Raw genomic sequence first — 26,243 nt, 5'->3', positions numbered from 1 at the left:
GCCGGGGGGGCGGGCGTCGAACCAAGGTGGCAAAGGGCATGCCACCATTGTTTCGCCAGTCCCGCGCGATCCCCCAGGCGTCGGCCCCTTTCGCTCCGTCTCTAGGTTTATAAGGGTTGAAAGTTTCTTCGTCATCTCAAACTAGCAAGCAGTGGAAGATATCTCTTTGTAAGAACAAATGATGCTGCACACTTTTCCTGATAACTGGAGAGGGGAAAAAATTTCAGTATTCATTGAACCAGCTAAGTCAGTTTTCTATTCACTATGCCCCACTAAGGAAGCGATTTCCCTACCAGTGGACAAAACCTATAGAAGCAACTCAATTTTCACAGGCTAAAGCCAGCGGAAATGAAAAGCCGTCTCGCGCTCACGGGTGAGCCGAAGCAATGAGACAAGTGGTTTTCTTGGCTCATTGCGGGAGGCCAACCCAAAGCGAGTTGGCGGATAGTTGGATGGCACTGAAAATGAACCGCTTAACATTCCGCGCTCCATGCCCAAATATCTTCACTCAAAGCCACAATGAAACAAACTGGTGACAGAGCTTTCAAAGTAAATAAAAACGTTAAAACAAATGGTTTTCATATCCTACTGTGAAAGGCCTAACTCAATCGAATCGAAGGGCTGATAACAATTGGAACAAGAATCAGCTTTCAAAATACCTATCAACGAAACCCTCTGATTACTGCTTATCAAAGCGCTTCTATTTGCACTTGCTTTGTAAAAGGTAAATGAATTACAAAAATTATTAAAGCTCAACTATTCGTTGAAAACCTTAATGGGACAGTGTAAACACAACTAAGCAACCGGTAAAGCGTCTTTACATGAGCTTAGTACTGTTGTAATAATTGTCACAATAGTGCTAAAATTGGTTCATCGATAATGAGGTGTTAACTATGAAAAAGACAAAAAGATTAAATTCCCCCCTGGTAGTGTTGGCAATTCTGTCGATCATACTACTCACCAAGTTGGGGGTCTTCCGTACCTTAGTCTACGGAGAAGTATCCTGGCTGAGGCTGTTGATTGTTGATTTTCCGATCTGGATGCTTCTGCCGGTCGTGTTGTTTGTGGTCTTGCGGCGGGTCAGCCCGGCAGTCGCGTTTGTTTACAATTTGATCATCTCCGGCTTGATGGTGTCGATCATTTGGTACGAGCGCTATTTCCAGACAGTCCCGAGTTATTTCGATTTACAGCAAGGCGATCAAGCCGGTTCAGTAATGGAGACGGTCAGTTTATTGTACTCGCCGCTGGATTTCCTGTTTTTTGCGGACATACTCATTTACGTGGCCTTGTTCATCTTGTATTGGAACCGGCCGCTGACCATGAAAAACCGCAAAAAAATCGGCGTGGCAGCATTTGTATTGCTGGTCATAAGCGCAGTGACGACAACGGTCGCGTTGCAAAAGCCGATTTTGGATATGACCTTATTCGCAAAAGAGCAAGGCTTTGCACAAACTCAGCTTGTACAGGCGATGCAGCAAAATAGCGTATCGGCGCAAATGAATTTATTATCAGACGAAGAACTGGCTGAGCTAAAAGGCAATGAATTTGTGCCATTTACGGAACATGAACGGTTTGGCATTGCGGAAGATCGCCACCTGTTCGTCATCCAAGTCGAGTCGCTGCAGAATTTTGCGATCAACCAGTCGATTGACGGCCAGGAGCTGACGCCGAACATGAATGCGCTGCTTTCGGACAGCTTGTATTTTGATCGGATGTTCCAGCAGATCGGCGCAGGCAATACTTCCGATGCGGAATGGCTGCTTCATATGTCGCTGTTGACAAGAGGTTTGGATCCGACGGTCAACTATTTGAACGGCAAAGAGTTGCCTTCGCTAGTCGATTTGCTCAATGACCGGGATTATTACACGACGACTTACCATGCGGATGCACTGAAATATTGGAACCGTGAAGAATTGTATCCGGCGCTCGGTTTTGATTATGCGTATTCGCTCGACGAAATTCCGAATGAAGACTTTATCCATATTGGGCCGTCTGATCGTGTCATGTTCGAGTTTGCCGAAGAAGAAATTCGCCAGCAACTGGCGGAAGGCAAAAAAATCTACGCCAATTTGATGACCATGACAAGCCATACGCCATTCACGATGCCGGAGAAAGATGCGTATCTCGAGTTGCCGGAAGCATATGTGGACAGCTACACAGGGGATTACTTGCAATCAATCCGCTACGCCGATGAAACAATCGGAGAGTTTATCGCTTTCTTGAAAGCGGAAGGCATTTACGATAGATCGATCATTGTAATCAATGGCGATCATTCCGGTCTTCATGGAACGCCGATGAAAGTAAGTGACAATAACTTGATGTCGGAGTTGCTGGGCCATCAGTATTCTCTAAAAGACCGCTTCTTATTGCCGTTCATCATTACAGCTCCCGGTTTGTTTGAGTCGGAAGTGAATTCCAATTTCGGCGGACAGGTCGATATGATGCCGACCATCATGAACTTGCTGGGCATAGAACCGGAAGCGCCGATGGTTGGGCATAACATGCTGCAATATGAAAACAATCTGCTGGCCGTGCGCTATTATTTGCCGGGCGGATCGTATATAACAGGTGACAATATGTATCTTGGGCAAAACGCCCGATATCCGGAACGTTATTATGATTTTGATACGATGGAGCGGATTGAGGTAGACGACGCGACCATTGAACAAAATCAGGCAAACTCCCTAAAAATATTAGACCATTCCGATGCCTTGTTGAGTAATTACTTGGACGAAGGCGAGGAAGAAGAATCCGAAGAAGAGAGCTAATCTCTTCCTTGGATTTTTTTATTAATTCAATGCAGTGGATGAAAATACAAGGTTTATACATAGGCTATAAAGCTGGTTTAATTCTTTTTACCTAATCAATATAAGGTATTTACTGATATTTATTATTTTTTTAGGTCTTTTGGCTTTTTGTTTGAAAAATTCAGTTTTAAACTCTGTATAAAGAATCATTTTATGAAAATATTGTAAAATTCTCTTGTTTCTCCTAATTTCCGCCCGTACTATTAGGTCAGAAAGAGGGGAATGTAGCATTGAAAACTAAACTTTTGTTCGTGCTCTTGTTGCTGCTTGCCATTGGAATTGGTTCAGGAACTGCATCAGCTTCCGGCAAACCGACTGTGATTATAGACCCAGGACATGGAGGGACTTACGGAGGAACTGCAGGTTATTCCGGGAACCGTACAGGTTATTACGAAAAACACGCAAATATGGAAGTATCGAACCGGCTTAAAACGGAACTTGAAAAACGGGGCTTTATCGTTCGCATGACACGAACGAAAGATGCCCAGTTTTCACGCATTTCATCCAGCCAGGACCTCGTGGAACGGATGAAAGTCGCAAATGGCATGATCGCAAGCGGTAATAACGACAACACCGTCTTTATCTCTGTTCACCATAATGCGACAGGATCACCTACATATGGTGGGTACGAAACGTATTACTTCAATAATAATTTTGCAAGTAGCTCTTATCCACCGTCTACTTTGCAAAGACATTATTCACCGGAAAGCGGACGCTTAGCTACCAACACGCACCGCTCCGTCATCAACTCCGGCGTTAAAGAAGGCCGCGGCATAGTAGCGAGCAGCTTTTACGTAAACCGGACGGCGAATGTTCCGGCTGTATTGCTTGAAGTCGGCTATATGTCGAACCCGACAGAAGAAGCGATGATCAAGCAAGCTTGGTTCCAGAACAAAGTCGCTGCCAACGTAGCTAAAGGAGTCGATGATTTCTTCAACGTCTATGTCGTCAACGACCGCAACGGCAAATCTCTAAGACATTACGCATCCAAAACAGATGCATTGAACTATGCTAAAACTGTTGCAGGAAGCTATGTTGCACATAAGAAAACAGGAGCGGTTGAAGGCGCAACAAAGCCTGAGCCGATTGTCCGTCCGCTCGTCTACGGAATTTATCATCCATCTGTAAAAGTAGCGAATAATTTATACGGAACAGAACAAGAAGCTGTCAACGAAGCGGAAAAATGGAAAAACACACGTGTCGTCCACACAACGACAGGATCGGTTCTTTGGTCGAATTATCTGCCGAAAAAATATGTTGTCCTAGACGGCAGTGATAAAGAAATCACACGGTTCTACCGAGAAGATGATGCGGTAGCGCATGCAGGAAAGCTCCCGCAAGCATCCGTCATCGATGAATCCACACAAGAAAATGATGTATTGTGGTCGAACTTCAAACGCAAAAACTTTATCGTCCGCTCGAAAGACAAAGGCGAAATGATCCACCTTTACAACCGCGAGGAAGCACGCGACTATGCGCGTAGCTGGCCGAACTCAGAATTATTCGATGTCTGGGCGCAAAAAGTAATCTTCACAAATACGGATACGACGAAATATTCCTACACGCCGCAAAACGTTGAAGGAAAAAACCGGACTGAAACAGCCGTTGCAGTGTCGAAATTGCTTTACCCGAACGGCTTTGCCTCAGCAAAACCACAAAAAACGGTAGTCCTTGCAACTTCTGGGCAATATGCAGATGCTTTATCAGCGGGACCTCTTGCTGCCCATTACGGCAATGCGCCGATTCTTTTGAGCAGCACGAAAACTTTGACGCCAGCTGTTGAACAGGAATTGAAACGCCTGAAAGCTAAAAATATCATTATGGTAGGCGGAACAGTCGCGCTCTCGGCGTCAGTTGAAAGCAAGTTGAAAAGCATGGGAATGACCGTCGAACGCTTGTCTGGGAAAACTCGTTATGAAACAAACGAAAAAATCAACGCAAAACTTCCATCTGCAGACGGCATGTTCGTCACAGCAGGCAATAACTACCCGGATGCTTTGACCGCAGCAAGTGTCGCGGTCGTGAAAAAATGGCCGATCGTTCTTGTGAGAGACGGCATGGCCGTGCCAAACCGCATCAGAACGGCATTCGGTGATGAAGTCGTTATCATCGGCGGAACAGCAGCTGTACCAGCGGCGATGGAAACAGCCATTAAACGTGAGATTGGCGCAGACAGCGTTCGCCGCTTGTCTGGAACAACACGCTATGACACAGGAACTGCGACCATCGAGCATTACAGCAAGGAATTCATCTCCAATCGATTGATTGTCTCAACCGGCACGAATTATCCGGATGCGCTTGTATCATCCGCAATTTCTGCCCGTTACAATGCACCGCTATTCCTAGTGCCGGATGGCGCCATGGCGGCTACGCTGTCGACTTCGCTCTCGAAGAACAGCAAAGAAAAATTGATCAACCGCACGTATTATGTAGGCGGCGCGGTCAACCCGTCGATCAAAACAACTATCAACGCTATGCAAAAATGATAAGGTGGTTAAACATATGAAGAAATTCAGTGGTCTCTTGCTCTCAGTCGTCATTCTCGGCGGCTGCGGAACTGCTGTGACGGACTCTGCCGAAGACACGAACGTCAACGGTACAGGCGGAACAGAATCAACCGAAACCGAAGCCACGGAAACCGAAGCCACAGAAACTGAAGTCGGATCTTCAGAAAACGACCCGATCGAAGTAACGGACCCAACCGGCCTGCAACTGTATATGCCGGAAATGGGCCTCATCAAGAATTTCCAAGTAGAAGACTTTGAAATCACCCGCGAAGTGCTCGAAGTGTCCGGCAACAAAGTGCTGGAGGAAATCACTTTCGGGGAAGCGGCGAACGTCGAAGTCACCGAGTGGACAGAAACGACGATGAATATGGTGATCGACACAGCTGAACTTGAAGGCGAACGCGACATCTCGATTGAAGGCCTTGTGCCGATGAATGCGCCGGTTGCCATGATTGATGAAGAAAATGGCACAGAAGGCGAATGGATCGTGACGTCGAAAGACGCAACCTTGGAGACAGCGGCTGGCGCATTTGAAGATGTGCTTGTGGTCCAGCAAGTTTTGAAGTCGGAAGCATCTGATCAAGTGACGACGACCACCCGCTATTTCGCACCGGGTCTTGGATTTATCAAGGAAGAGTCTGTAGTGGCAAATGGCGACGACAAGCAAGAATCTGTTGTCAGCCTTGTGAGCTTCGAATAAAGAGAAATCAAAAACCATTCGCCTTTAGGGCGGATGGTTTTTTGTTGTTCTCTTAAGAAGAGATTATGAAAAGATGTTGCAGAATTTTCATCTTTAAATAGCTTTTGCTATGAGACTGCGCTGCAGGGGCACGCTTGCCGGGGGGCGGGCGTCGAACCAATGTGTCGCAAAGAACGCGCCACATTTGTTTCGCCAGTCCCGCGCGATCCCCCAGGCGTCGGCCCCTTTCGCTCCGTCTCTAGGTTTATAGTGGTTGATAAGTTTCTTTGTCCTTTGACAATTAGGGAGCAAGATAATATGTCCCGGACTTTTCATCTTTAAATAGCTTTTGCTAGGAGGCTGCGCTGCAGGGGCACGCTTGCCGGGGGGGCGGGCGTCGAACCAAGGTGGCGAAGGGCATGCCACCATTGTTTCGCCAGTCCCGCGCGATCCCCCAGGCGTCGGCCCCTTTCGCTCCGTCTCTAGGTTAATAAGGATTGAAAGTTTCTTCGTCATCTCAAACTAGCAAGCAGTGGAAGATATCTCTCTGTTACTTAAAATGATGCTGCACACTTTTCCTGATAACTGGAGAGGGGAAAAAAATTCAGCATTCACTGAACCAGCTATGTCAGTTTTCTGTACACTACGCCCTACTAAGGAAGCGATTTCCCCATCAGTGGACGAAAGCTATAGAAGCACACAAAAACTTCAGTCATACAACTAAATGAAATACAACAGCCGCCTCGCGCTTACGGGTGAGCCTCTTGCAGTGAGACAAGTGGTTTTCTTGGCTCACTGCAAGAGGCCAACCCAAAGCAAGGCGGCGAATCCATTGGTGATGCCAGAAAAACCTGTGGCACATTTCTACACATGAATTACGGCTCATCCCAATAGCTCGATTTCACCAAGGAAGCGATTTGCCCATCCGCGGACGAAACATATAAAAGCAGCTCAACATATACAGTATAGAGTCAGTGGAAATGAAAAGTCGCCAACCCAAAGCAAGGCGGCGACTATTTAGATGTCACTGAAATCGAACATCTCGACCTATCCACACGCAAATTCTAGATTTCTTCACCCACAGTTCTAACCAATTAAACTGATTCTCATCTCAATCATAGCTATAAAAATCCAAAAAAATATTTTTTGTAGAAATTAGCAACCAATTATAATGATGTCTTCAGTTTACAGGTATTGAAAAATCAGAAGAGAAAAATTAGTGAAAAAGTCCTTTTATATTTCGGAACACGAAAATTTTACTTTTCAAAAAGGTTCCTTCAGCTCATGTAATTTGAAGATACAAATTGTTCGTTAACTCATCTTTTATGCTCATATGATTTCAAGTAAATTCCATACTTTCAATTGAAAAGTATACCCTTTTAGCATATTGACATAATTATGAGACTATTGTTACTATTTTAGTTGTGGGGAAATACGTACATAAGTTGGAAATTTACATAAATCTCGATTTCTCCAAAAAATTTAGGGGAGGCTATATTGTGCAAAACGGTTCAAAAACATGGAAAAAGTTTGTATCTGTTGCGATGATCGCTGGATTAGTCGCAAGTAACGGAGCCATGACTGCAAGTGCTACATCTGGCGATAAAGAGAAAGCCAATGATCAAGATTTGCAGGCGGTTAACGTTTTATCAAACGAAAAAGCTGAACTCATTAAACAGCTCAAGAAAAAACAAAATGCTGAAATGGTTCAAACGGACGCATTGACTCCGAACGAAGAAGTTCGTGTCATTGTGGAAATCGAAGGGCAATCAGCAGTTGAAGTGGCATCTGCAAAAGGTGTCCAATATAAGGAATTGGCTTCAACAGAAAAAGTGCAAATTGAATCAAACCTTGTGAAATCACATGATAATGTAAAGAAAACCATTTCTTCAAGAGGCGTTGAACTGAATTCGCAATATGAATACACAACAGCTTTCAACGGATTCAGTGGGGTTGTAAAATTCAGCGATATCCAGAAAATCAAAGACTTGCCGAATGTTAAGGATGTCTATATCGCAAATGAATATGAAAGACCAGAAGCGACACCTGATATGACGACAAGCCATGACTTTATCCAGTCCCGCCAAGTTTGGGCTGACAGCAAATTTAAAGGCGAAGGCATGGTGGTTGCGGTTATCGATACAGGTGTTGATCCAGAGCATAAAGATTTCAACATTACAGATGAGTCCAAAGTTGATTTGACGAAATCAACCGTTGACGGGCTTGTGTCAAAAGATGGCTTGAGAGGCGCTTATCAAAACGTTAAAGTCCCTTATGCGTATAACTACTACGATAAAAATGCTGAAATCAACGATGACGGGCCAAATGCTTCCATGCACGGTATGCACGTAGCTGGTACAGTCGGTGCGAACGGCGATGAAAGTGAAGGCGGCCTAAAAGGGGTGGCTCCTGAGTCCCAAATCCTGGGCATGAAAGTGTTCTCGAATGATGTCAAATTCCCATCTACGTTCTCTGATATTTACTTGGCAGCGATTGATGATGCCGTAAAACTTGGCGCAGATGTCTTGAACATGAGCTTAGGATCGACTTCTTCGTTCTATGATGCAGACAGCGCAGAAGACAAAGCGATCACAAACGCAGTAAATAACGGCGTCGTAGCAGCTGTATCTGCCGGCAACTCTGGGCATATCGGCTACGGCTTCGATAATCCGCATTATGATAACCCAGACTATGGTTTGGTCGGATCGCCAGGATTGAATAAAGACACGATCCAAGTCGCGGCGACAGGAAATGTCGTAAACCACTTTACACATGAAGTTGAATTCGATGATTTCACAGTAGAAGGTTTCGGCGTGGATGATTGGACTGATTTCAAAACAGCAGGCGCTGATTTCGAAGTCGTTTCCTTGAAGGAATTGACAGGCAACCCGGCTGCTCTTGGTGCGGCTGCTGATTATGAAGGAATCGATGTAGAAGGCAAAGTCGTTGTCGTGTCACGCGGAGCTCACACGTTCGTCGATAAGACAAACTGGGCAGCAGCAGCTGGAGCAGCGGGCATTATCGTTTATAACACCGACAACCCGGTATTCTTCAAAGACCAAGGCGGCTGGGATATCCCGTTCATGAAAATAACAAAAGCGGACGGGGATGCGCTTGAAGCAGCGCTCGCTGAAGATGGCGAACTTGGCGCTGACGTTGAGCAGACAAATGTTGAAGAAGGGCCGGAAGTGGGCCGTTCAACAAACTTCACTTCATGGGGCGTAACACCGGATCTTGAGTTCAAACCGGAATTGTCTGCTCCAGGCGGAAACATTTTGTCGACACTTGAAAATGATCAATACGGTGTCATGAGTGGAACGTCGATGGCAGCTCCTCACGTTGCGGGCGGAGCGGCACTCGTTCAGCAATACTTGAAAAACCATGACGAGTTCAAAAATCTTTCACTTGAAGAGCGCACGCGCCTTGCAAAAGTATTGCTGTTGAACACAGCAGATATTACGCACGGCAAATCGGGCGACATCATCTCTCCACGCCGACAAGGCGCTGGTATGATGCAGTTGAACGGGGCGGTATCGACTCCGGTCATCTTGACTGAAAAAGCGACAAATGAAGCGAAAGTGAACGTCAAAGACTTCACAGGCGATTCATTCACATTCACATTGACGGCTGAAAACTTATCGAATAAAGCGGCTACGTATTCAGTTGATACGTCCGTCATCGTTGATATGTTCCAGGAAAAGGGTGCTGTAAAAGCGAACTTGCTGAAATCCGGTGCACTTGAAGGAGCGAAAGTAACTGCTCCTGAAACCGTGACAGTTCCAGCGAACGGCAAAGCGGATGTCAAGGTGACAATCGATATCAGCGAAGGCAAAGTGCCAGGACTTGATAAAGATGGCAAAGAAATCGCAAAAGCGCTTGAAGAAGATGTCTTTGTTGAAGGCTTCGTGACACTGTCAGCTGAAGCAGGCTCGGCTAATCCAGACCTAGTTCTTCCTTACATCAGCTTCTACGGTGAATGGGACCGTCCGGACATCATTGATTCCTTTGGAGTTGAAGAAAAAGACGAGCCGCTTTTCTACCAAGCCTATTACGACTTCTATGAAGTTGAAGACGCGGATGATGGAGAATTCAATTACGATCTAGTTAAAGTAAATGGTGAATGGGTCTATCCTGTATCTCCAAACGGTGATGGCTTGAACGATACGATCAACGGAAATATCACTTTGCTTCGCAACGCCAGCGAACTGCAAACGAACATTCTCGATGCAGACGGCAAAAAAGTCCGCACCGTGAACATCGAAAAAGATGTCTATAAAAACTTCTTCAACGGTGGCCGCGGAACATTCCTCAGCTATATTGGGGCACGTTCTTGGGACGGGAAAATTAAAGGCAAAGTAGCGGATGATGGCTTGTACGAATACGAATACAGAGCGAAAGTGGACTATGAAGATGCTGAGTGGCAAAGCAAATCATTGCCGGTTTACATCGATACTGTAGCGCCTGAATCAAAAGTCGATGTGAATACTGAAGATAATACTTTAGAAGTTGAATTGACGGATGAGGGTGTCGGTGCTTCGTACTACGCTATTTATGTAAATGATGAGCGTTTACCAGACAAGGGTTATTTTGATGCAGATGAAACGACCATCGATCTTGATGAATTCGGTGTCTCGGCAAAAGACATCAATACGATCGAAGTACTTGCATATGACCACGCCCACAACTTTGGCTATTCTAAAAAGAATGCTAACGATACAGTGAAGCCAGTTATCTATATGGACGATAAGGGTCCAACTGCTCTTGGCCTTTACGACACAAATACTGTACCGGTCAAGGGGTATGTAGTGGAAGAAAACTTGGCGACAGTAAAAGTCAACGGCAAAGAAGTTGAGTTCACAAAAGGTGAAAAAGGCTATGACTTTGAAACAACTGTAGAGCTTGAAACAGGACGCCACGACGTGAAAATCGAAGCGACAGACTTTAACGGCAACACGTCTTCGATCATCCGCCCGGTATTCGTTGATACAGTAAATCCGACACTTGCGATCGATGCACCGAAAGTCGTCGACAAGGACCAGAAGTCTTTGGAATTCGACATCACGGTGAAAGATAACTTCAATATGATCAAATTGTCGATTGACGGCGATATGCTTTATGTACAAGATGACTTTAATGTCATCACGTTGAAAGACCCGATCAGCAAAACGGTTACAGCGAAAGTCGACCTGGCACATGGCGTGAACACGTTCAAAGTTGTCGCTGAAGACGGCGCTGGCAACAAAATCGAAAAAGAAGTGAAGATCGAGCGTTCGGATTCTGAACTTCGTGCAGAACGCATTTCTGGTGAAAGCCGTTACGCGACTGCAGTCGAGCTAAGCAAAGAAGGCTGGACTTCTTCTGACACAGTCGTACTGGCGCGCGGCGATAACTATGCCGATGCACTAGCAGGCGTGCCGCTTGCGAAGAAGCATGATGCACCGCTTCTATTATCCCGCACCGCGAAATTGCCGGCTGAAACTTATGAAGAAATCAAACGCCTCGGCGCGAAAACAGTTCACGTTCTTGGCGGCACAATCGCGATCTCTGATGACGTCGTGAAGCAATTAAAATCCGATGACATCAAAGTTGAGCGCATCAGCGGCGCTGACCGCTATGAAACAGCAGCGAAAATCGCGGAGAAATTCGGTAAATCCGAGTCTGCCATCGTGGTAAGCGGCGCGAACTTCCCGGATGCTCTCAGCGTAGCGAGCTATGCTGGAACAGAAGGCACGCCGATCTTGCTGACGCGCAAAGATTCTGTACCGAATGCGACGAAAGCAGCTCTAGTGAAAATGGGCGCGAAAAATACGCTAGTAATCGGCGGCACGGGGGCAGTAAGCGCGAAAGCAGCTTCTGAACTTCCAGATTCATTCCGCATCAGTGGTTCGAACCGTTACGAAACGTCTCTTGAAGTGGCAAAATACTTCGGTAGCCCGACAGATACAGTTTACGTAGCGACAGGAACAGCGTTTGCCGATGCGCTAGCAGGTGGTGCGCTGGCAGCGAAACAAGACACTGGCGTTTACTTGGTAGGAAAATCCGTACCAGCTGAACTTGGTGAACATTTGCAGAAGAATGGCGTCGAATACGCGAAAGTGATCGGTGGATCTAAAGCGGTATCTGATGACATCCTAAAGCAATTGGATGAGTACTTGAACGATAAGTAAGCAGCAGCAACCGGAGTGCCTGAGGGCGCTCCGGTTTTTATATATATCGGATTGCGCGTTCGATCAGGCAGACATCAGCAACACTATTATAATAGTAGAAACTCATCAGGAAATTGATTTAAATAAACAAATGCAAGTGTCGCGAGAGCATAAAGGATCATGAAATGAATTCCTTTTATTGGGATTAATTCAACTTATTTACCAATAGAAGAAAAAATGTAAACGTTTACTAAATGTTTATCAAAATTTTACTTACCTTCGAATTTTTTTGTAGTATGATGAATTATAGGGATAAACGCCTTCATACATAGTCTGAAAGGTTCAGCAGCGGGAGGCGTTCGTCAAAAAAAATGATAGGATGGTGGAGAAATGCCGAAAAAGATTTTCACTTCTGTAATGGCAGCTGGACTGGCACTAACAGTCATTGGGATCCAAGATTCGGAAAAAGTAGAAGCAGCTGAAGGTGATTTTAATCTGACGATCATGCACACGAATGACACACACGCAAATCTTGACGGTGCGCCAAAGCGCGCAACATTGATCAAAGAAATTCGTGCGGAGCAGGATAACAACCTCTTGCTTGATGCAGGCGACGTCTTCTCGGGAACGCTGTACTTCAACGAGTTTGAAGGCCAGGCGGATTTAGAATTGATGAATTACATGGAATACGATGCGATGGTTTTTGGTAACCACGAATTCGATCTCGGATCAAGTGCAGCAGGGCACTCTGCACTGGCGGAATTTGTCGGCAATGCAGACTTCCCGATGCTCGGGGCGAATGTTGATTTCTCTAAAGACGCGAATATGGCACCGCTCGTAGCGGGTGAAGCGTTCACGAAAACGGCTTCAAATGGCCAAATCTACAGCGGTGTGGTCCAAGAAGTCGACGGGGAAGAAGTTGGAGTTTTCGGGTTGACGACTGCTGAAACGGCTGAAATTTCGAGCCCTGGCGATGTTGAATTCACCGACTATTTGGAAGCTGCAGACGAAGCAGTCGCTTGGTTCGAGTCTCAAGGCATCAACAAAATCATCGCTTTGACGCATATCGGTTATGACGATAACCCGGCATTTGATAACGACCGCACGCTCGCTGCAGAAGTTGACGGCATCGACGTAATTGTCGGAGGGCATACGCACACAAAACTATTGCCGCCACAAGAAGTAAACGACACGGTCATCGTCCAGGCGAACGAATACAATAAATTCCTCGGCCAATTGGATCTTACTTTTGACGCTGAAGGAAATGTAACAAACTTTGTAGGTGAGCATCATGCAATCGATGATTCTGTTGCGGACGATGCAGAAGCAGCAGCAATCTTGAAGCCTTATACAGATGAAGTGGAAACCTTGAAAGAAACAGAAATCGGTGCTGACGCCAATGTCTTCTTGAACGGGACGCGCGGAGAATTCGGCATTCGTGCAAGCGAAACGAATCTCGGTAATTTCATCACAGATGGCATGCTCGCAAAAGCGCAGCAAATCAATTCAAACACAACGATTGCCTTGCAAAACGGCGGAGGCATCCGTGCTTCGATTGAAGAAGGACCGATCACATACGGAGAAGTGTTGACGGTATTGCCGTTCGGAAACGCTCTTGCAATCATGGACGTAACAGGACAGGAAATTTGGGAAGCGCTTGAACATAGCGTGCGCTTGTTCCCAGCAGAAAATGGCGGATTCCTCCACGCTTCCGGCATGTTCTTCAATTATGACGGCAAAGCGCCAGCTGGCGACCGCGTTCTTTCGGTCTATGTCGATAATGGTGAAGAATATCTGGAAATCGATTTGGCAGAAACATATACAGTAGCAACAAACTCGTTCACCGCTAAAGGCGGCGACGGCTACGAGATGTTTGGCACAGCTTATGCAGAAGGGCGTGTCTCTGAACCAGGATTTACAGATTGGGAAATGTTCGTGGAACATGCAGAGAAATTCGCTGATGAAGGTGTAGAGCCTTACGAAGAGCGCCGCATCAACCAAGTGCGCTTGTCCGGTGAAAACCGTTACGAAACAGCGATCGCTGTCTCGAAACAAGGCTGGGATTCTGCTGATACAGTGGTCATCGCACGCGGCGACCAGTATGCGGACGCTTTAACAGCTGCACCTCTTGCAGACCAGTATGATGCACCGATTCTTCTGACGCGTTCTGGCGGCCTTGCTGCTGGCGTAGCGGAAGAAATTGAGCGCCTTGGCGCAACGAAAGCGATTGTTCTTGGTGGAACTATGGCTGTATCGAGCGACGTTGTCGATCAGCTTGAAGCATTGGACCTTGAAGTCGACCGTATCGGCGGCCAGACGCGCTATGATACATCAGTCGCAATCGCTGCTGAACTCGACACAGCTGCAACAGCTGCAGTTGTCGTCAGCGGCTTGAACTTCCCGGATGCTTTATCTGCTGGATCTTACGCAGCAGTCAACGACAAGCCGATCCTGTTGACTCGTCCAGACCGCATTCCGGCTGTCATTGCAGATGCGCTTGAATCTTATACTTCAACGACCATCATCGGCGGAACGCAAGCCGTTTCGAATGATGTAGCTTCTGACTTGCCGAACGCAACACGCGTAAGCGGCGCTGATCGTTACTTGACTTCAGCTGCAGTAGCTGAGCAACTCTTTGATGGTGCTGGTGAAGGCTTGGCAGCGAACGGCCAGAACTTCCCGGATGCTTTGACTGGAAACGTCCTAGCGGCAGCTTACAACGCACCGATGCTTCTAGTGAAGCAAGACAGCGTCAATCCAGTAGTCGAGACACGCGCTCATTACTACGGAACAGTCTTCACGACTGGTGGGACATTAGCGGTTTCTCCAGAAGTAGTGAAAGCATTGCACCAAGAGTGAAATCCATTCTAACCAACCGCCTTGGCGGTTGGTTTTTTTATTTTTGCATAGATTACTACTATTATTTGGTAAAGATTATAAGGAAATGGGTAAAGAATGATTAAGAATCTATGAGAATACCCATCTTCCCGCTATTTTCTAGTAGAATGTGGGGGAAATTCTTATGAAACGGACGTGACTGTCATGAAAAAGGCAATAATATTCATGGCAACCATCTTAATCGCTGTGACGGCATTCTTCATTTGGCCAGACAAGATGAAAGCGCAGGCTTCGGTGATGTGGAAGCACCAGACCAACCCGAATCCGTCGCCAGCACAGATGAATCACCAACTGAAGTTGCACCGGATGCAGTCGAAGAGCCGGAAACGTTTGAACTGACCTTGATGCATACGAACGATACACATACAGTAATGGACAATATCGCTGGCCGCGCTTCATTGATTGAAAATATTCGCGAGTCAAGCAGCAACCATCTTTTATTATCTGCAGGTGACGTGACTTCTTGGGACATCGCTAGAAAAGCACAGGATTCACTCGCGAACGCCATCTTCATGAACCACCTCGGTTATCAAGGTGCAGTGCTCGGCAACCATGAATTCGATATCGGCAAAGGCGTTGTGGATCATAAGCCGCTCAGCATATACGTAAAAAATGCTGGATTCCCGGTGCTCGGTGCAAACGTCGATTTTACCGACAAGCCGGTAGACGGGCGCATCAATAAAGGCTATGTGAAAACTGTCAGCGGGGAACAGATTGGCATATTCGGCATCACGCATTACAGTGAATCTGTGACAGTGCCAGGCGATGTAACATTTTCCGATTACACCGAATCGGCCAGAGAAGCCGTTGCGCATTTTGAAGCGCAGGGCATCGATAAGATCATCGCCTTGTCGCCAGAAGTTTTGTCGCTCGGCATTATCAGCTATGAGGATTTCATCAGCCATATAGTAGAAGCTGATGAATTGGAGACATACGAAGCGTTTAACGAGGAATAAGAAACAAGCATGCATCCGGAAGGGATGTATGCTTGTTTTTTTGTTTGGTGAGATAAGTGCGAAGTTGTTATTGATATGTATGTGAAATAGGTAGTGGTTGAGATTGCGCTCCAGGCGGACGCTTGCCTAGGGGCGGGAATCGAGCCTCCTCGTCGCGCGAAAACCATGCGCTCCTGCGGGGTCTCTCAAACCCGCTGATCCCTCAGGCGTCGCCGCCCTGCGCTCCATCTCTACGTTTATAGTGGGAATAAACTTTTTTATTCTCTCAAATCAGCAACAGGAAAATAGATTATAGCTATCTCAAAATGTAATTTCACTACATTAATCCCCATTTCTGAAAACGAATATTTATATTCAGTACTCACAAAACAGCATAAGTCATCTAACATTTGTGGATGAGTAATATCGAAGCATATGCATTTCACTCTCGCGAATCAATGAAATCTAAAAGCGGCTTCGCGCTTACGGGTGAAGCGAAGTGATGAGACAGCTGGTTTTCTGGCTCATCACGAAAGCTCAACCCCAAGCGAGGCTGCGGCTTATTTCGCGACACTGAATCTGAACAGCTCAACAGCGTCACACTCGAATTACCGACATTTTTTTCCCTATTCCAAATAAGCATTTTCCATCTGCGGATGAATCCTATCGAAGCAGATGCATTTCACTCTCGCGAATCAATGGAATCTAAAAGCGGCCGCGCGCTTACGGGTGAAGCGAAGTGATGAGACAGTGGTTTTCCTGGCTCATCACGAAAGCTCAACCCCAAGCGAGACTGCGGATACAATCAGGATAAAATAACCGAACTACTGAACATTTCCGCATACGAATTCCAGATATTTTCCTCTCTATTCCAAATAAGCTTAATCCAACTGCGGATGAATCATATTGAAGCAGAATATATAACGTTCACTCGAACCAACGAACTATCCGAGCGGTCTCGCGCACAAGGGTGAGCCGAAGCAGTGAGACAGGTGGTCTTCCTGGCTCACTGCGATAGGCCAACCCAAAGCGAGTCTGCGGATATAATCAGGACATTAATAACAATCAACTCAAACTTTTCACACATAATTTAAGCTAACCACCAGCATTCTATTATATGAAAAACACGCAAACCCCCTCCGCTCAAACTGAACGGAGGGGGTTTGCGTTAATAGGAATCGACATCCGACTGGGACAGATGCCAGTCGGTGAGCTGATCATAATTGCCAGTGCCAGTGAAATCTTTGATAACAAACGGCATCGGGCTATTGATATGGAAGAAACCGGCTTTCTTCAAGCCGCGGTAGCGCGGGCTCTCCGGCACTGCCCAGCAATTGAGGGCATCCGCTTGTGTAAAGCGGCGTATCGCTTTCAATTGATCGGCGATGACCGCTTCATCGTTCGCGCCTAACAGATCGACAATCGTCGTGAACGTGACGCCGTTTTCTTTTGTTTCATCGTGCAGCACGCAATAGCCGTCAGCCTGCCCATTGCTTTCGAGCGCATAGACCCGGTATTGTTTCTCCGGATGCGACAAGAAGCGGCGCTGTAGATAGCTGCCGTCGCGTTTTGCATGGAGCGGGTACTGGTCTTCAAAGCGCGCATAAAGTTCATCGGCCAGTTCTAGTTCACCGGTCATGGCGCGCAGTATGTGCTTAGTCTTTTTCGGAATCGATGCGGAAAAGAGTTTGTTGATCGGCGACTGGATGGCTTTTAGCGGGCTCAGTTTAGAGGCCAGCAAAGCCCCCGGTTTATTGACGGCGAGAAAGCGCGGCACATTGCCGAGATCGCTTCCTCCTGCCGCTTTCAAAAATACTTGCTTTGCGGTTTGTGCCGGGAAGCCGTAGAGGATATCGATTTTTTCAGCAACGCATTCTTGGATCATGCGCGCGACGATTTGCTTGTAGATGCCGCGGCCTTGAGCGTCGGGGTCGACCATAATATCGACCCGTTCGCCTATAGTAATATCCTTGCCGTTATGCCGCGCGCATATTTTCAAGAAAGCGGCGTGGCCGTTAATGCGGCCGTCTTCCTCGGAGACAACGATGGATGCGCTCTCTGGAAAAGTTTCGAACTTCCATTGCCACTCTGCAAGAGATCGTTGTTTGCCGAAGACTTTTTCGTGCAATTCATTAATGCCAGCAGCGTCGCCGTGTTGGTACAGGCGGATCATAAAGTTTCACCGTTGTCTTTAAGGGCAAAATCTTCACGGCGCGATGCCGCAGCCAGCAGGGCAAAGAACGCCAAACCGAAGATATCGGATTCCCATAGATTGTAGACAAGGCCCATAAAGTAGGCGCCGAGCAAAATGCTCACCGTCAGTGAGTAGAGATAGCTTTCTTTATGCTTTTTCCCGAAACGCCAGAGCATCATCAACAGGAAGGCCGCAAAGGCGATGACGCCGAGAATGCCGGTTTGGACGATGATCTGGATATATTGGTTGTCCGAGTAGAAATTATGGCCGATGCCGTAACGCTCATAGATCGGTGAGCCGTTCGACAGCGTCGTGGAATCGCCGAATGTCGCAAAACCGGTGCCGATTACGGGATGATCTTTGAACACTTCAAAGCCGGTTTTGACGATGAACAGGCGGCCTGAGCTTTGGCTGCCGGTGACGGTGTCTTCACTGAATGTGCTGCCGATGCGGTCGCGGAAGCCGGACTGTCCACCGACATCAAACTGCTGGATATTGGTGACTTTTTCTGCGCCGAGATCGGTGCTTTCGATGAAGTTTGTCATCAAGTTCATAGGCAACACGACGAGTACCATTGCAAGTACCGTATATTTAACGAAATCCACTAGGATGCCGAGTTTGCGCGTCATGATCAAGAAGGCGATGGCTGCGACTAAAAAGCCGCCCCAAGTGCCGCGGGAATATGTAAGGACCAGAATCCCGACAAGTAAGACGTTTAAAATGTCCATATAGCGCGGGTTGAATTCCGGCAATTTGTTTTTCGCGTAGTAGAAGGCGATGAACGCGAACATCAAGAAAATGCCTAGCACATTCGGATTGCCGAGCATGCCGTAGATGCGCACGCGGTTTTTGGCCGACAAGGCCATCTGTTGCCATTCTAGTGGCAAGAAGAAGTTGCGGATCGACAGCTTTTCCGCTATCGCTTGGATGATGACCAAAATCGATGTCCAGATGAAGATCCATACAAGGTTGACCAAATCTTTACGGGTGACGCCCAGGCGGTAAACGATGTAATACACTAGGTAAAAGACTACGAACTGGCGCAATTGCATGGCGATTAAAATCGGGCTGATACCCATGATGAGCGCTGAAATCGAGCCGATGGCAAGAAACGTGAAATAGGCGTATTCGAAATTCTTGAAATGGAATAATTTACTGATTGAGCTGCGGTTTGCCCAAAAGACGTGGAATAATGCACCGAACACGAGCGCTTCAGTCAAATAGCTGAGCCCCGGGTTATAAGCCGTCACAAATTCCCGTATCGGAATATAGACGAACAACAGCAAGATGCCGTATTTCGGATTAAAGAACGCATAGACAAACATTGCAGCTGTCAGGACATAAGCGATGATGGGCAGCTGTGAATAGCCGATAAGCATAAGGGTGATCAAGGCGATGAGCCAAAACCATTTTTCGTTGTTGTTCCTAAAAAATTTCATAATACCCTCCAGGTGCATTTATATTAGCGGCTCTTGTAAATAGCCTTTTTTAGTTTCAGGTTTTTGAAGATGGCCCACCATAAAGTCACGGTCCGGTTCGCTTGTTTGAAATGCTGCTCATACTGGCGGTCACCTTCTGCGAGGTGCTCTGCTGCTTGGATAAAGCCTGGAGCTGTGTTTTCAATGAAAGTTTCCACGTAACGGACATTTTTTTCCTTTGTTTGTGATGCTTTAATATTAGCGAGTGCAAGAAACCCGTCAAAAGCGATGACTTGGCTCTTGAACGCCTCGGTCGCTTGTTGTTTCACCGGAAACTGATCGGTAATATCCATAATACAATTAATGTAAGAGGGCGGTACAGGGCAATTAATCTCATATTCGCGCACGATTTTCGGTTGGTGCGCCGATTTTTTTAAAGCAGACGCAACAAGATGTGCACTGTAGACATGGTCAGGGTGCGCATCGATCAAGCTTGTCACGTAAACGGTGTCGGGACGGATGTCCTCGATCAAGCTCTGGATTCGGTCGCTTGATTGGACTTGTTTGATTTGGCTGTCCGGGTAATCGAGATAGCGGATGTCGGTAAATCCGAGCAACTCCTGAATCGACAGCAGCTCTTGTTTGCGCGTATCGGCGAGCTTGTCGGCATCGACCGTTGAGGCGTTGCTGTTTTTGCCGTCTGTGATGATGGCGATCGTTACATGTGTGCCCATATCCGCATAGCGCCGTAGTGTTCCGCCGAGGCCGATCGTTTCATCGTCGATATGCGGTGCGAACACAAGCACGCGCTCCGCCGCTTCAAGCGGGGTGACGGGCTTGTCAGCTGCATAAAAGCGTTTCAAGGACGCCTTAATCGCCGGCGTCAGGACCGGCGTGGCGTTTTTCATCAATGCTTGTTTCATAATGTGAAAAAACTCCTTATGATTTTCTGAGTTTGCTGATGAGGAAGCGGGCGATTTCAGTTTTCAGCGCGAGTGCGGCCAAAACATAGACAATCGCACCGATTCCAGCGGTCAAGCCAAAGCGTACGTACATATTCAAGTTTTCGAGCAATCCGGATGCCGCCCATAATGACAGCAGCATCAGCGCAGTCGCCATCAGAATTTTCGCTCCATCTTTGACGATAAAGCGTGTATCGAGTTTGCCTTGGGTGCGGTTAAAGACGACCCAGTTGAGGGCGAAATAGACAAGCGCCATGACGGACGAGGCGAGTGGAATCGCCAAGTACGAATCGAGCCAAGCGATGAACAGGAAGTTCAATGCAACATTGAGCGCGATCGAGAACAAGGAAATGCGCAAAATGACATAGCCTTTCTTCTTCGCATAAAACGCTTTGTTCAAGATGTTCTGCAAACTGAAGAACAACACCGATCCCATGTACAGGTATCCGACACTGGCTGTCGCCGCCGTCGCTTCTGCTGTGAATGCGCCGCGTTCGTAAACGATGCGGATGAGATCTTCCATCAGCCACATCATTCCCGCTACAGCCGGCAACAAAACCAGCAGCGTCAGCATCAAGCCATACTCAATGCCTTGCTTGAAACTTTTTTCATTGGCGTTCGCGATCGCTTTCGACAGGATCGGGAAGATGATCGTCCCGATCGTCACGCCGATGATCGCCTGCGGAAAGTGGACGATGTTTTTAGCATAGTTGATATAGTTGATTGCTTGTCCGCTGAATGAGCCAGCGAAAATATTGTCGATCGTCAAGTTCACTTGGCCGACCATGACGGTAATGGCCACTGGAACGAAGATGATTGAAAACGGTTTGATTTCTTCCCAATCGAGCTTGCCGAACACTTTATGGCTGCGTCTTGGGACAAACCACAACCGTTTGATGATATACGATAGCAGTGCACCGACTAAATAACCGTATGCTAAAGAGTACGCACCGATTTGGTCGGCGAACAAGACAGCGCCGAGGATGGTGCTGCCGATGACGAGAATCTGCGAAATGACCGACAAGGAGAATTTATTCTCCGCATCGAGATACGCTTCGTACACAGAATTCAGCGACACGAGGAATACGGCGATAAAGAAAATCACCGACAGTGCGACGCTCAGCTCGATCGCTTCAGCCGGAAGTTCCGGGAACATGATCGGCAAAAGCAGCGGTGACGCCAACACGCCAATCACAGATACGATAAAGCCGAGCACCATCGTACCCCGTATGACCTGCGAGAAATGATGATGGCCTTTGCCATCAGCGTCCGCATGGATAAAGCTCGGTACGAACGCATTTTTCATGCCGGTAGTGAAAAACAAAATGAACATATTCGGCAAAGTGAATGCTGCGAAATACGCCATCGCCTGGTATGAATCCCCAAAATGGAATGCAATGACCATGTCGCGCAGAAGGCCTGAAATTTTCAGGAACAGCGAAGCGATGACAAACAAAATGCCGGTAATAGCGAGTTTTCTGCCCAAATCAAAATCCTACTTTCTACAAGTGGCCCATCGTAAATCGAATGGAGCACATTCTTTCCTTATATAAGAAACTAAGAAGCTTCAAATTCCATTTAACTATCTTATCACGAAACCATAACAATAGACGTCCCTCGAACCATTATGTTGCGGAAAAGTTCACATCTGCCAAGATGATAGGGCTAATAGAGTAACTATCATGAAGAAACAGAGAATCCATTTCTTTTTATCCTATTTTACAGGATAAAAAAGGGAATAATATAAATAATTTGGGTATAAATAAAAGAGATTTACAAATATTTAATAAAGCGTTTACAACTATTTAGTATACTGAATTCGTATGACAATAACTTATTAGAGGAGTGAAGATTTGTGACAAAAAGCGCGTTCAGTAAGATCTTTTTGAGTCTGATCTTAGCTTTCTCGGCTGCTTTGCCGTACATGGCGACTGCCGGTGCAGCTGAAACCATCTCAGTTGCAGAAGCCATTGAAAACAATACAGGAACGGCGACGGTAAAAGGCTTTATCGTTGGGACGGCGACTAGCGGGACCAACTATGACCAAGAGCCGCCATTTACATCGGCGACCAATCTTGGCTTAGCTGATTCACCGGACGAAACAAACCCGGCAAACATCATGCCTGTTCAATTGCCATCGGGATCTATCCGTACCGGCTTGAACCTTGTCGACAACCCTGGGAATTTCAAAGCGGAAGTGACAATTACTGGTTCACTTTCGGCTTACTTCTCAGTTCCTGGTCTACGCTCACCGACTGCTTTCACGATTGTAGCAGCAGGTGAAGAGCCGCCGGCTGCAACGCCAGTGGACAATGTGCAAGAAGCACGCGAATCTGACGGGGAATTGATTTCCGTCGAAGCGGTCGTGACGACTGGTACTGGCTTCTGGGGCGGAAATGCATTTTACGTGCAGGATGACACGGCTGGAATTTATGTCTATACTACCAGCGCATCAGTAGCTGTAGGAGACATAGTCCGCTTGGAAGGAAAGACGTCTACATATGGCGGCGAATTGCAATTGCAGCCGACGAATATTGAAGTCCTTTCTTCCGGCAATGAATTGCCCACAGCACAGACCATTTCACCAGCAGGTGTCAATGAAGAGACTCAAGGAGAACGGATCAACTTAGAACGCGTCACCATCACAGGCTTAAACTCCGTTAACTCGTTCGGAACATTTGAATTTCAAGCGGTTGCGGAAAATGGCGAGCAAATCGTCATCCGCAACGACAACCGCAACGGCTTGACGTTCGAAGAGTTCACGAAACAATACAAAGAAGGCGACCTGGTCCACGTATCGGGCATCGCTTCGAAATACAACGACACGTACCAAGTGAAAACACTCGGCTTTGACAGCTTTGACCTCGTCAACAAGCCGGCCGTTTACGTCAATGTCTTCCCAGGCGTTGTCTCGGAAGGAACTGCTATTACGCTTGCGAGCGGTATGGACGATGCAACCATCCATTACACGCTAGACGGTTCGACGCCAACAGCCAACAGCGCTGTGTATGCTGAGCCGATTGTATTGACAAAAGACACTGTGATCAAAGCGATTGCAGTTAACGGCGAAACATCTGAAGTGTTCACATTCGATTACACGGTATTGAAAACGACGGATCTTAAAATCCGTGATATCCAAGGCCAAGACCATTACTCGGATTATGAAGGCGCAGCCGTCAATGATGTGACGGGTGTGGTGACACATATCTACAATGGCGCGAACTTTGTCATCCAAGATACAGAAGATGACGGCGACTGGACGACTTCTGAGGCGATCATCGTCAACCGCACATCGAATGGATTGAAAGTCGGCGATTTGGTGACCGTTGCTGGAACAGTCGAAGAGCATTTCTACAGCGGCTATTCCGATATGCGCCAAAACGATTTGCCGCTGACGCGCATCCGTGCGACTGAAGTCGTGGCAAACGGCACAGCGGAACTTCCCGAGCCGATCATCATCGGTGAAGATGTCTTCCCGCCGACACAAATTATCGATAACGACGGGCTTTCTGCATTCGAGCCGGAAGAAGACGGCATCGATTTCTGGGAAGCGCTTGAATGGATGCGTGTCGGTGTAGCCGATGCCCAAATCCTCGGGCCGCAGAAATACGAAGAAGTCATTGTCGTATCGAAAAATGCGACAAACAATGAGTTCCACAATCAAGGCGGCATTTTGCTCGCTGAAGATGATTTCAATCCTGAACGCATCACCATTAAAGTAGACGAAAGTCTCGTCGCAAAAGCTGGCGACACATTTGCTGACACTCCGGTCGGCGTTCTCGGCTACGGCTATGGCAACTACCAGATCTGGACAGACACAACTGCTGTCCCGGCTATCGTCGACGGCGGCACAGAGCCTGAAACGACATGGATCAAAAACACTGAAGACAAATTGACGGTTTCTACGTATAACGTCGAAAACTTCTCAGCCGACCCGGATCATACTTCGGACGACAAGGCCCAGCGCATCGCTGAGTCATTCGTTGAAGACTTAAATTCTCCGGACATCATCGCGATGGTCGAAGTACAGGACAATGACGGCCCGATCGCTTCCGGCAATTCTGATGCTTCCGCTTCGTATGAGCGTCTGATCGCAGACATCCAAACAGCGGGCGGTCCTGAATACGCATGGACGGACATCGCACCGGAATACAACAAGGACGGCGGGCAGCCAGGCGGCAATATCCGCGTCGGTTATTTGTACAACCCGGAACGCGTGTCGTTGTCTGAAGGCGAAAAAGGAACAGCGACACAGGATAACTCTTGGACTGAATCCGGCGACCTCGTCTTGAACCCAGGACGCATCCAGCCGATTGCCATGCCTAGCACGCGCAAGCCGCTTGCAGCGCAATTCGAATTCCAAGGTGAAGAAGTCGTCGTCATCGCAGCTCACTTGAACTCTAAAGGCGGCGACCAAGGCTTGATGGGCCAGCACCAGCCACCAGTCTTTGGTTCTGAAGTACAGCGCAAAGAACTTGCAGAAGCCATCAACGGCTTTATCGCAGACGGCCTTGAGAAGAACCCGGACTTGAACGTCATCGTCACTGGCGACATGAACGATTTCGAATTCACTCCGGCACTAGCAGCACTTAAAGGCGACATCTTGACGAACAAAGTCGACGATGTGCCGTTAGATGACCGCTACTCATATTATTACCAAGGCAACTCCCAAGTGCTCGACCACTTATTGGTGACGAACAACTTGGCTGAACGCACAGAGCTCGACATGGTCCACATCAACTCGATGTTCATGGAAGAACATGGCCGCGCATCTGACCATGATCCATTGCTTGCACAAATCTCCTTCGATAAAGAAGAAGAGCCGCAAGTTCCTGGCGAACAGCAAGCCGACCCGGACCTATCCGGCGACCAAGCAACGATCACAGCCGGTGAATTTGACGCCGCTGGCACACTCGACATCACATTCACACAAGGCACAATCGATGAATTGCTTGAAAGCGGCAAAGACTTGTCAGTTGAACTCGAAGCCGCAAGCTTCACATTCACAGCAGACAACTTGAAGCAATTGGCTCAAGCAGCAGGCGAAGGTATGACACTCGCCCTCGCAGTCGATGACGCAACTCAAGTCGACAGCCGCCCTGCACTCGCGCAACAGCTTGATATTGCTGTACTTGACGCAGACGGAACAGAGCTCGACATCACGTTCAACGAACCGATGGAATTGAACTTCCTCACAAACCCGGACGTGAAAGTTCAGTTTGGTGCACGCCAGGATGACAAAGGCAAATGGAAAATCATCCAAGGCGAATTGAACGGAGATTTGTTCACACTCGAAGTGAGTGAACTCGGCAACTACACAGTCGTGACGAACAAAGGGCAATTGAAAAAAAGCAAAAGGTAATGAAAAGATTGCCGGAGAGCGATTGCTCTCCGGCAGTCTTTTTTTGTGTGTTAAAGCTAATTGGTGGAACTAGTTTACTATCAGAATGTTGAAGAAGTTGATTATCTTCAATATCTAGAATAAATGTAGCAGTTCAATGCAACAAAAAATTGAGTGAGCTATCTAAGTGGTTTGGAGAAGCGTCCGCTCGTAAAACCTTCTGCTCAATAATGCTTCGCATTACATCGCAAAGATAAGGCCTCACGTAGTTCGGCTTTATCTTTCCTGTGGGAGCACACGGGTTTCGAAGCGGATGAGGAGGCTCGATTCCCGCCCATATCTGTCAACTTAACGTC

Annotated in this window: 11 protein-coding genes; 7 read left to right on the top strand and 4 right to left on the bottom strand. The window is 47.3% G+C overall.

Annotated features, from left to right (window positions below; all coding sequences use genetic code 11):
* The first annotated feature begins 893 nt into the window (after positions 1-893).
* From J7E21_RS00595 to J7E21_RS00570, 6 genes are all read left to right on the top strand, one after another.
* Positions 894-2,768 (top strand): LTA synthase family protein, encoded by a 1,875-nt coding sequence (locus tag J7E21_RS00595; RefSeq protein WP_215103772.1) that lies wholly within the window; start codon positions 894-896, stop codon positions 2,766-2,768.
* Between the two features lie 269 nt (positions 2,769-3,037).
* Positions 3,038-5,293 carry a cell wall-binding repeat-containing protein gene (locus J7E21_RS00590; protein ID WP_215103770.1) on the top strand — a complete coding sequence of 752 codons (2,256 nt, stop codon included), beginning with the start codon at positions 3,038-3,040 and terminating at the stop codon, positions 5,291-5,293.
* 16 nt (positions 5,294-5,309) lie between these two features.
* The gene (locus J7E21_RS00585) at positions 5,310-6,014 is read left to right on the top strand and encodes a hypothetical protein (protein ID WP_215103768.1); all 705 of its coding nucleotides are present in this window, start codon (positions 5,310-5,312) and stop codon (positions 6,012-6,014) included.
* 1,478 nt (positions 6,015-7,492) lie between these two features.
* Positions 7,493-12,160, top strand: a complete 4,668-nt coding sequence (locus J7E21_RS16400) for a cell wall-binding repeat-containing protein (protein WP_353047701.1) — start codon at positions 7,493-7,495, stop codon at positions 12,158-12,160.
* Positions 12,161-12,529: 369 nt separating this feature from the next.
* Positions 12,530-14,998, top strand: a complete 2,469-nt coding sequence (locus J7E21_RS00575) for a cell wall-binding repeat-containing protein (RefSeq protein ID WP_215103766.1) — start codon at positions 12,530-12,532, stop codon at positions 14,996-14,998.
* 242 nt (positions 14,999-15,240) lie between these two features.
* Positions 15,241-15,993 carry a metallophosphoesterase gene (locus J7E21_RS00570; RefSeq protein ID WP_215103764.1) on the top strand — a complete coding sequence of 251 codons (753 nt, stop codon included), beginning with the start codon at positions 15,241-15,243 and terminating at the stop codon, positions 15,991-15,993.
* Between the two features lie 1,147 nt (positions 15,994-17,140).
* Here the strand turns inward: J7E21_RS00570 and J7E21_RS00565 are convergent.
* Genes J7E21_RS00565 through murJ form a run of 4 tightly spaced genes read right to left on the bottom strand, consistent with a single transcriptional unit; the run spans position 17,141 to position 22,032 of the window.
* Positions 17,141-18,145 (bottom strand): GNAT family N-acetyltransferase, encoded by a 1,005-nt coding sequence (locus tag J7E21_RS00565; protein ID WP_215103762.1) that lies wholly within the window; start codon positions 18,143-18,145, stop codon positions 17,141-17,143.
* Positions 18,142-19,605 carry an O-antigen ligase family protein gene (locus J7E21_RS00560; RefSeq protein WP_215103760.1) on the bottom strand — a complete coding sequence of 488 codons (1,464 nt, stop codon included), beginning with the start codon at positions 19,603-19,605 and terminating at the stop codon, positions 18,142-18,144. The genes J7E21_RS00565 and J7E21_RS00560 overlap by 4 nt, the downstream gene beginning before the upstream one ends.
* 23 nt (positions 19,606-19,628) lie before the next feature.
* Positions 19,629-20,507, bottom strand: coding sequence for a PIG-L deacetylase family protein (locus J7E21_RS00555; RefSeq protein WP_215103758.1), 879 nt, complete (start codon positions 20,505-20,507; stop codon positions 19,629-19,631).
* A gap of 16 nt (positions 20,508-20,523) precedes the next feature.
* Positions 20,524-22,032 carry a murein biosynthesis integral membrane protein MurJ gene (gene murJ / locus J7E21_RS00550; protein WP_215103756.1) on the bottom strand — a complete coding sequence of 503 codons (1,509 nt, stop codon included), beginning with the start codon at positions 22,030-22,032 and terminating at the stop codon, positions 20,524-20,526.
* A gap of 369 nt (positions 22,033-22,401) precedes the next feature.
* On the opposite strand from murJ, the gene J7E21_RS00545 reads away from it, so the two are divergent.
* Positions 22,402-25,908: a DUF6359 domain-containing protein gene (locus tag J7E21_RS00545; RefSeq protein ID WP_215103754.1), complete on the top strand. Its 3,507-nt coding sequence runs from the start codon at positions 22,402-22,404 to the stop codon at positions 25,906-25,908.
* Positions 25,909-26,243 lie beyond the last annotated feature (335 nt).

The organism is Planococcus sp. ISL-109 (genome assembly GCF_018613655.1).
Taxonomy (GTDB): Bacteria; Bacillota; Bacilli; order Bacillales_A; family Planococcaceae; genus Planococcus.
This window is presented reverse-complemented; position numbering and strand designations above follow the sequence as displayed.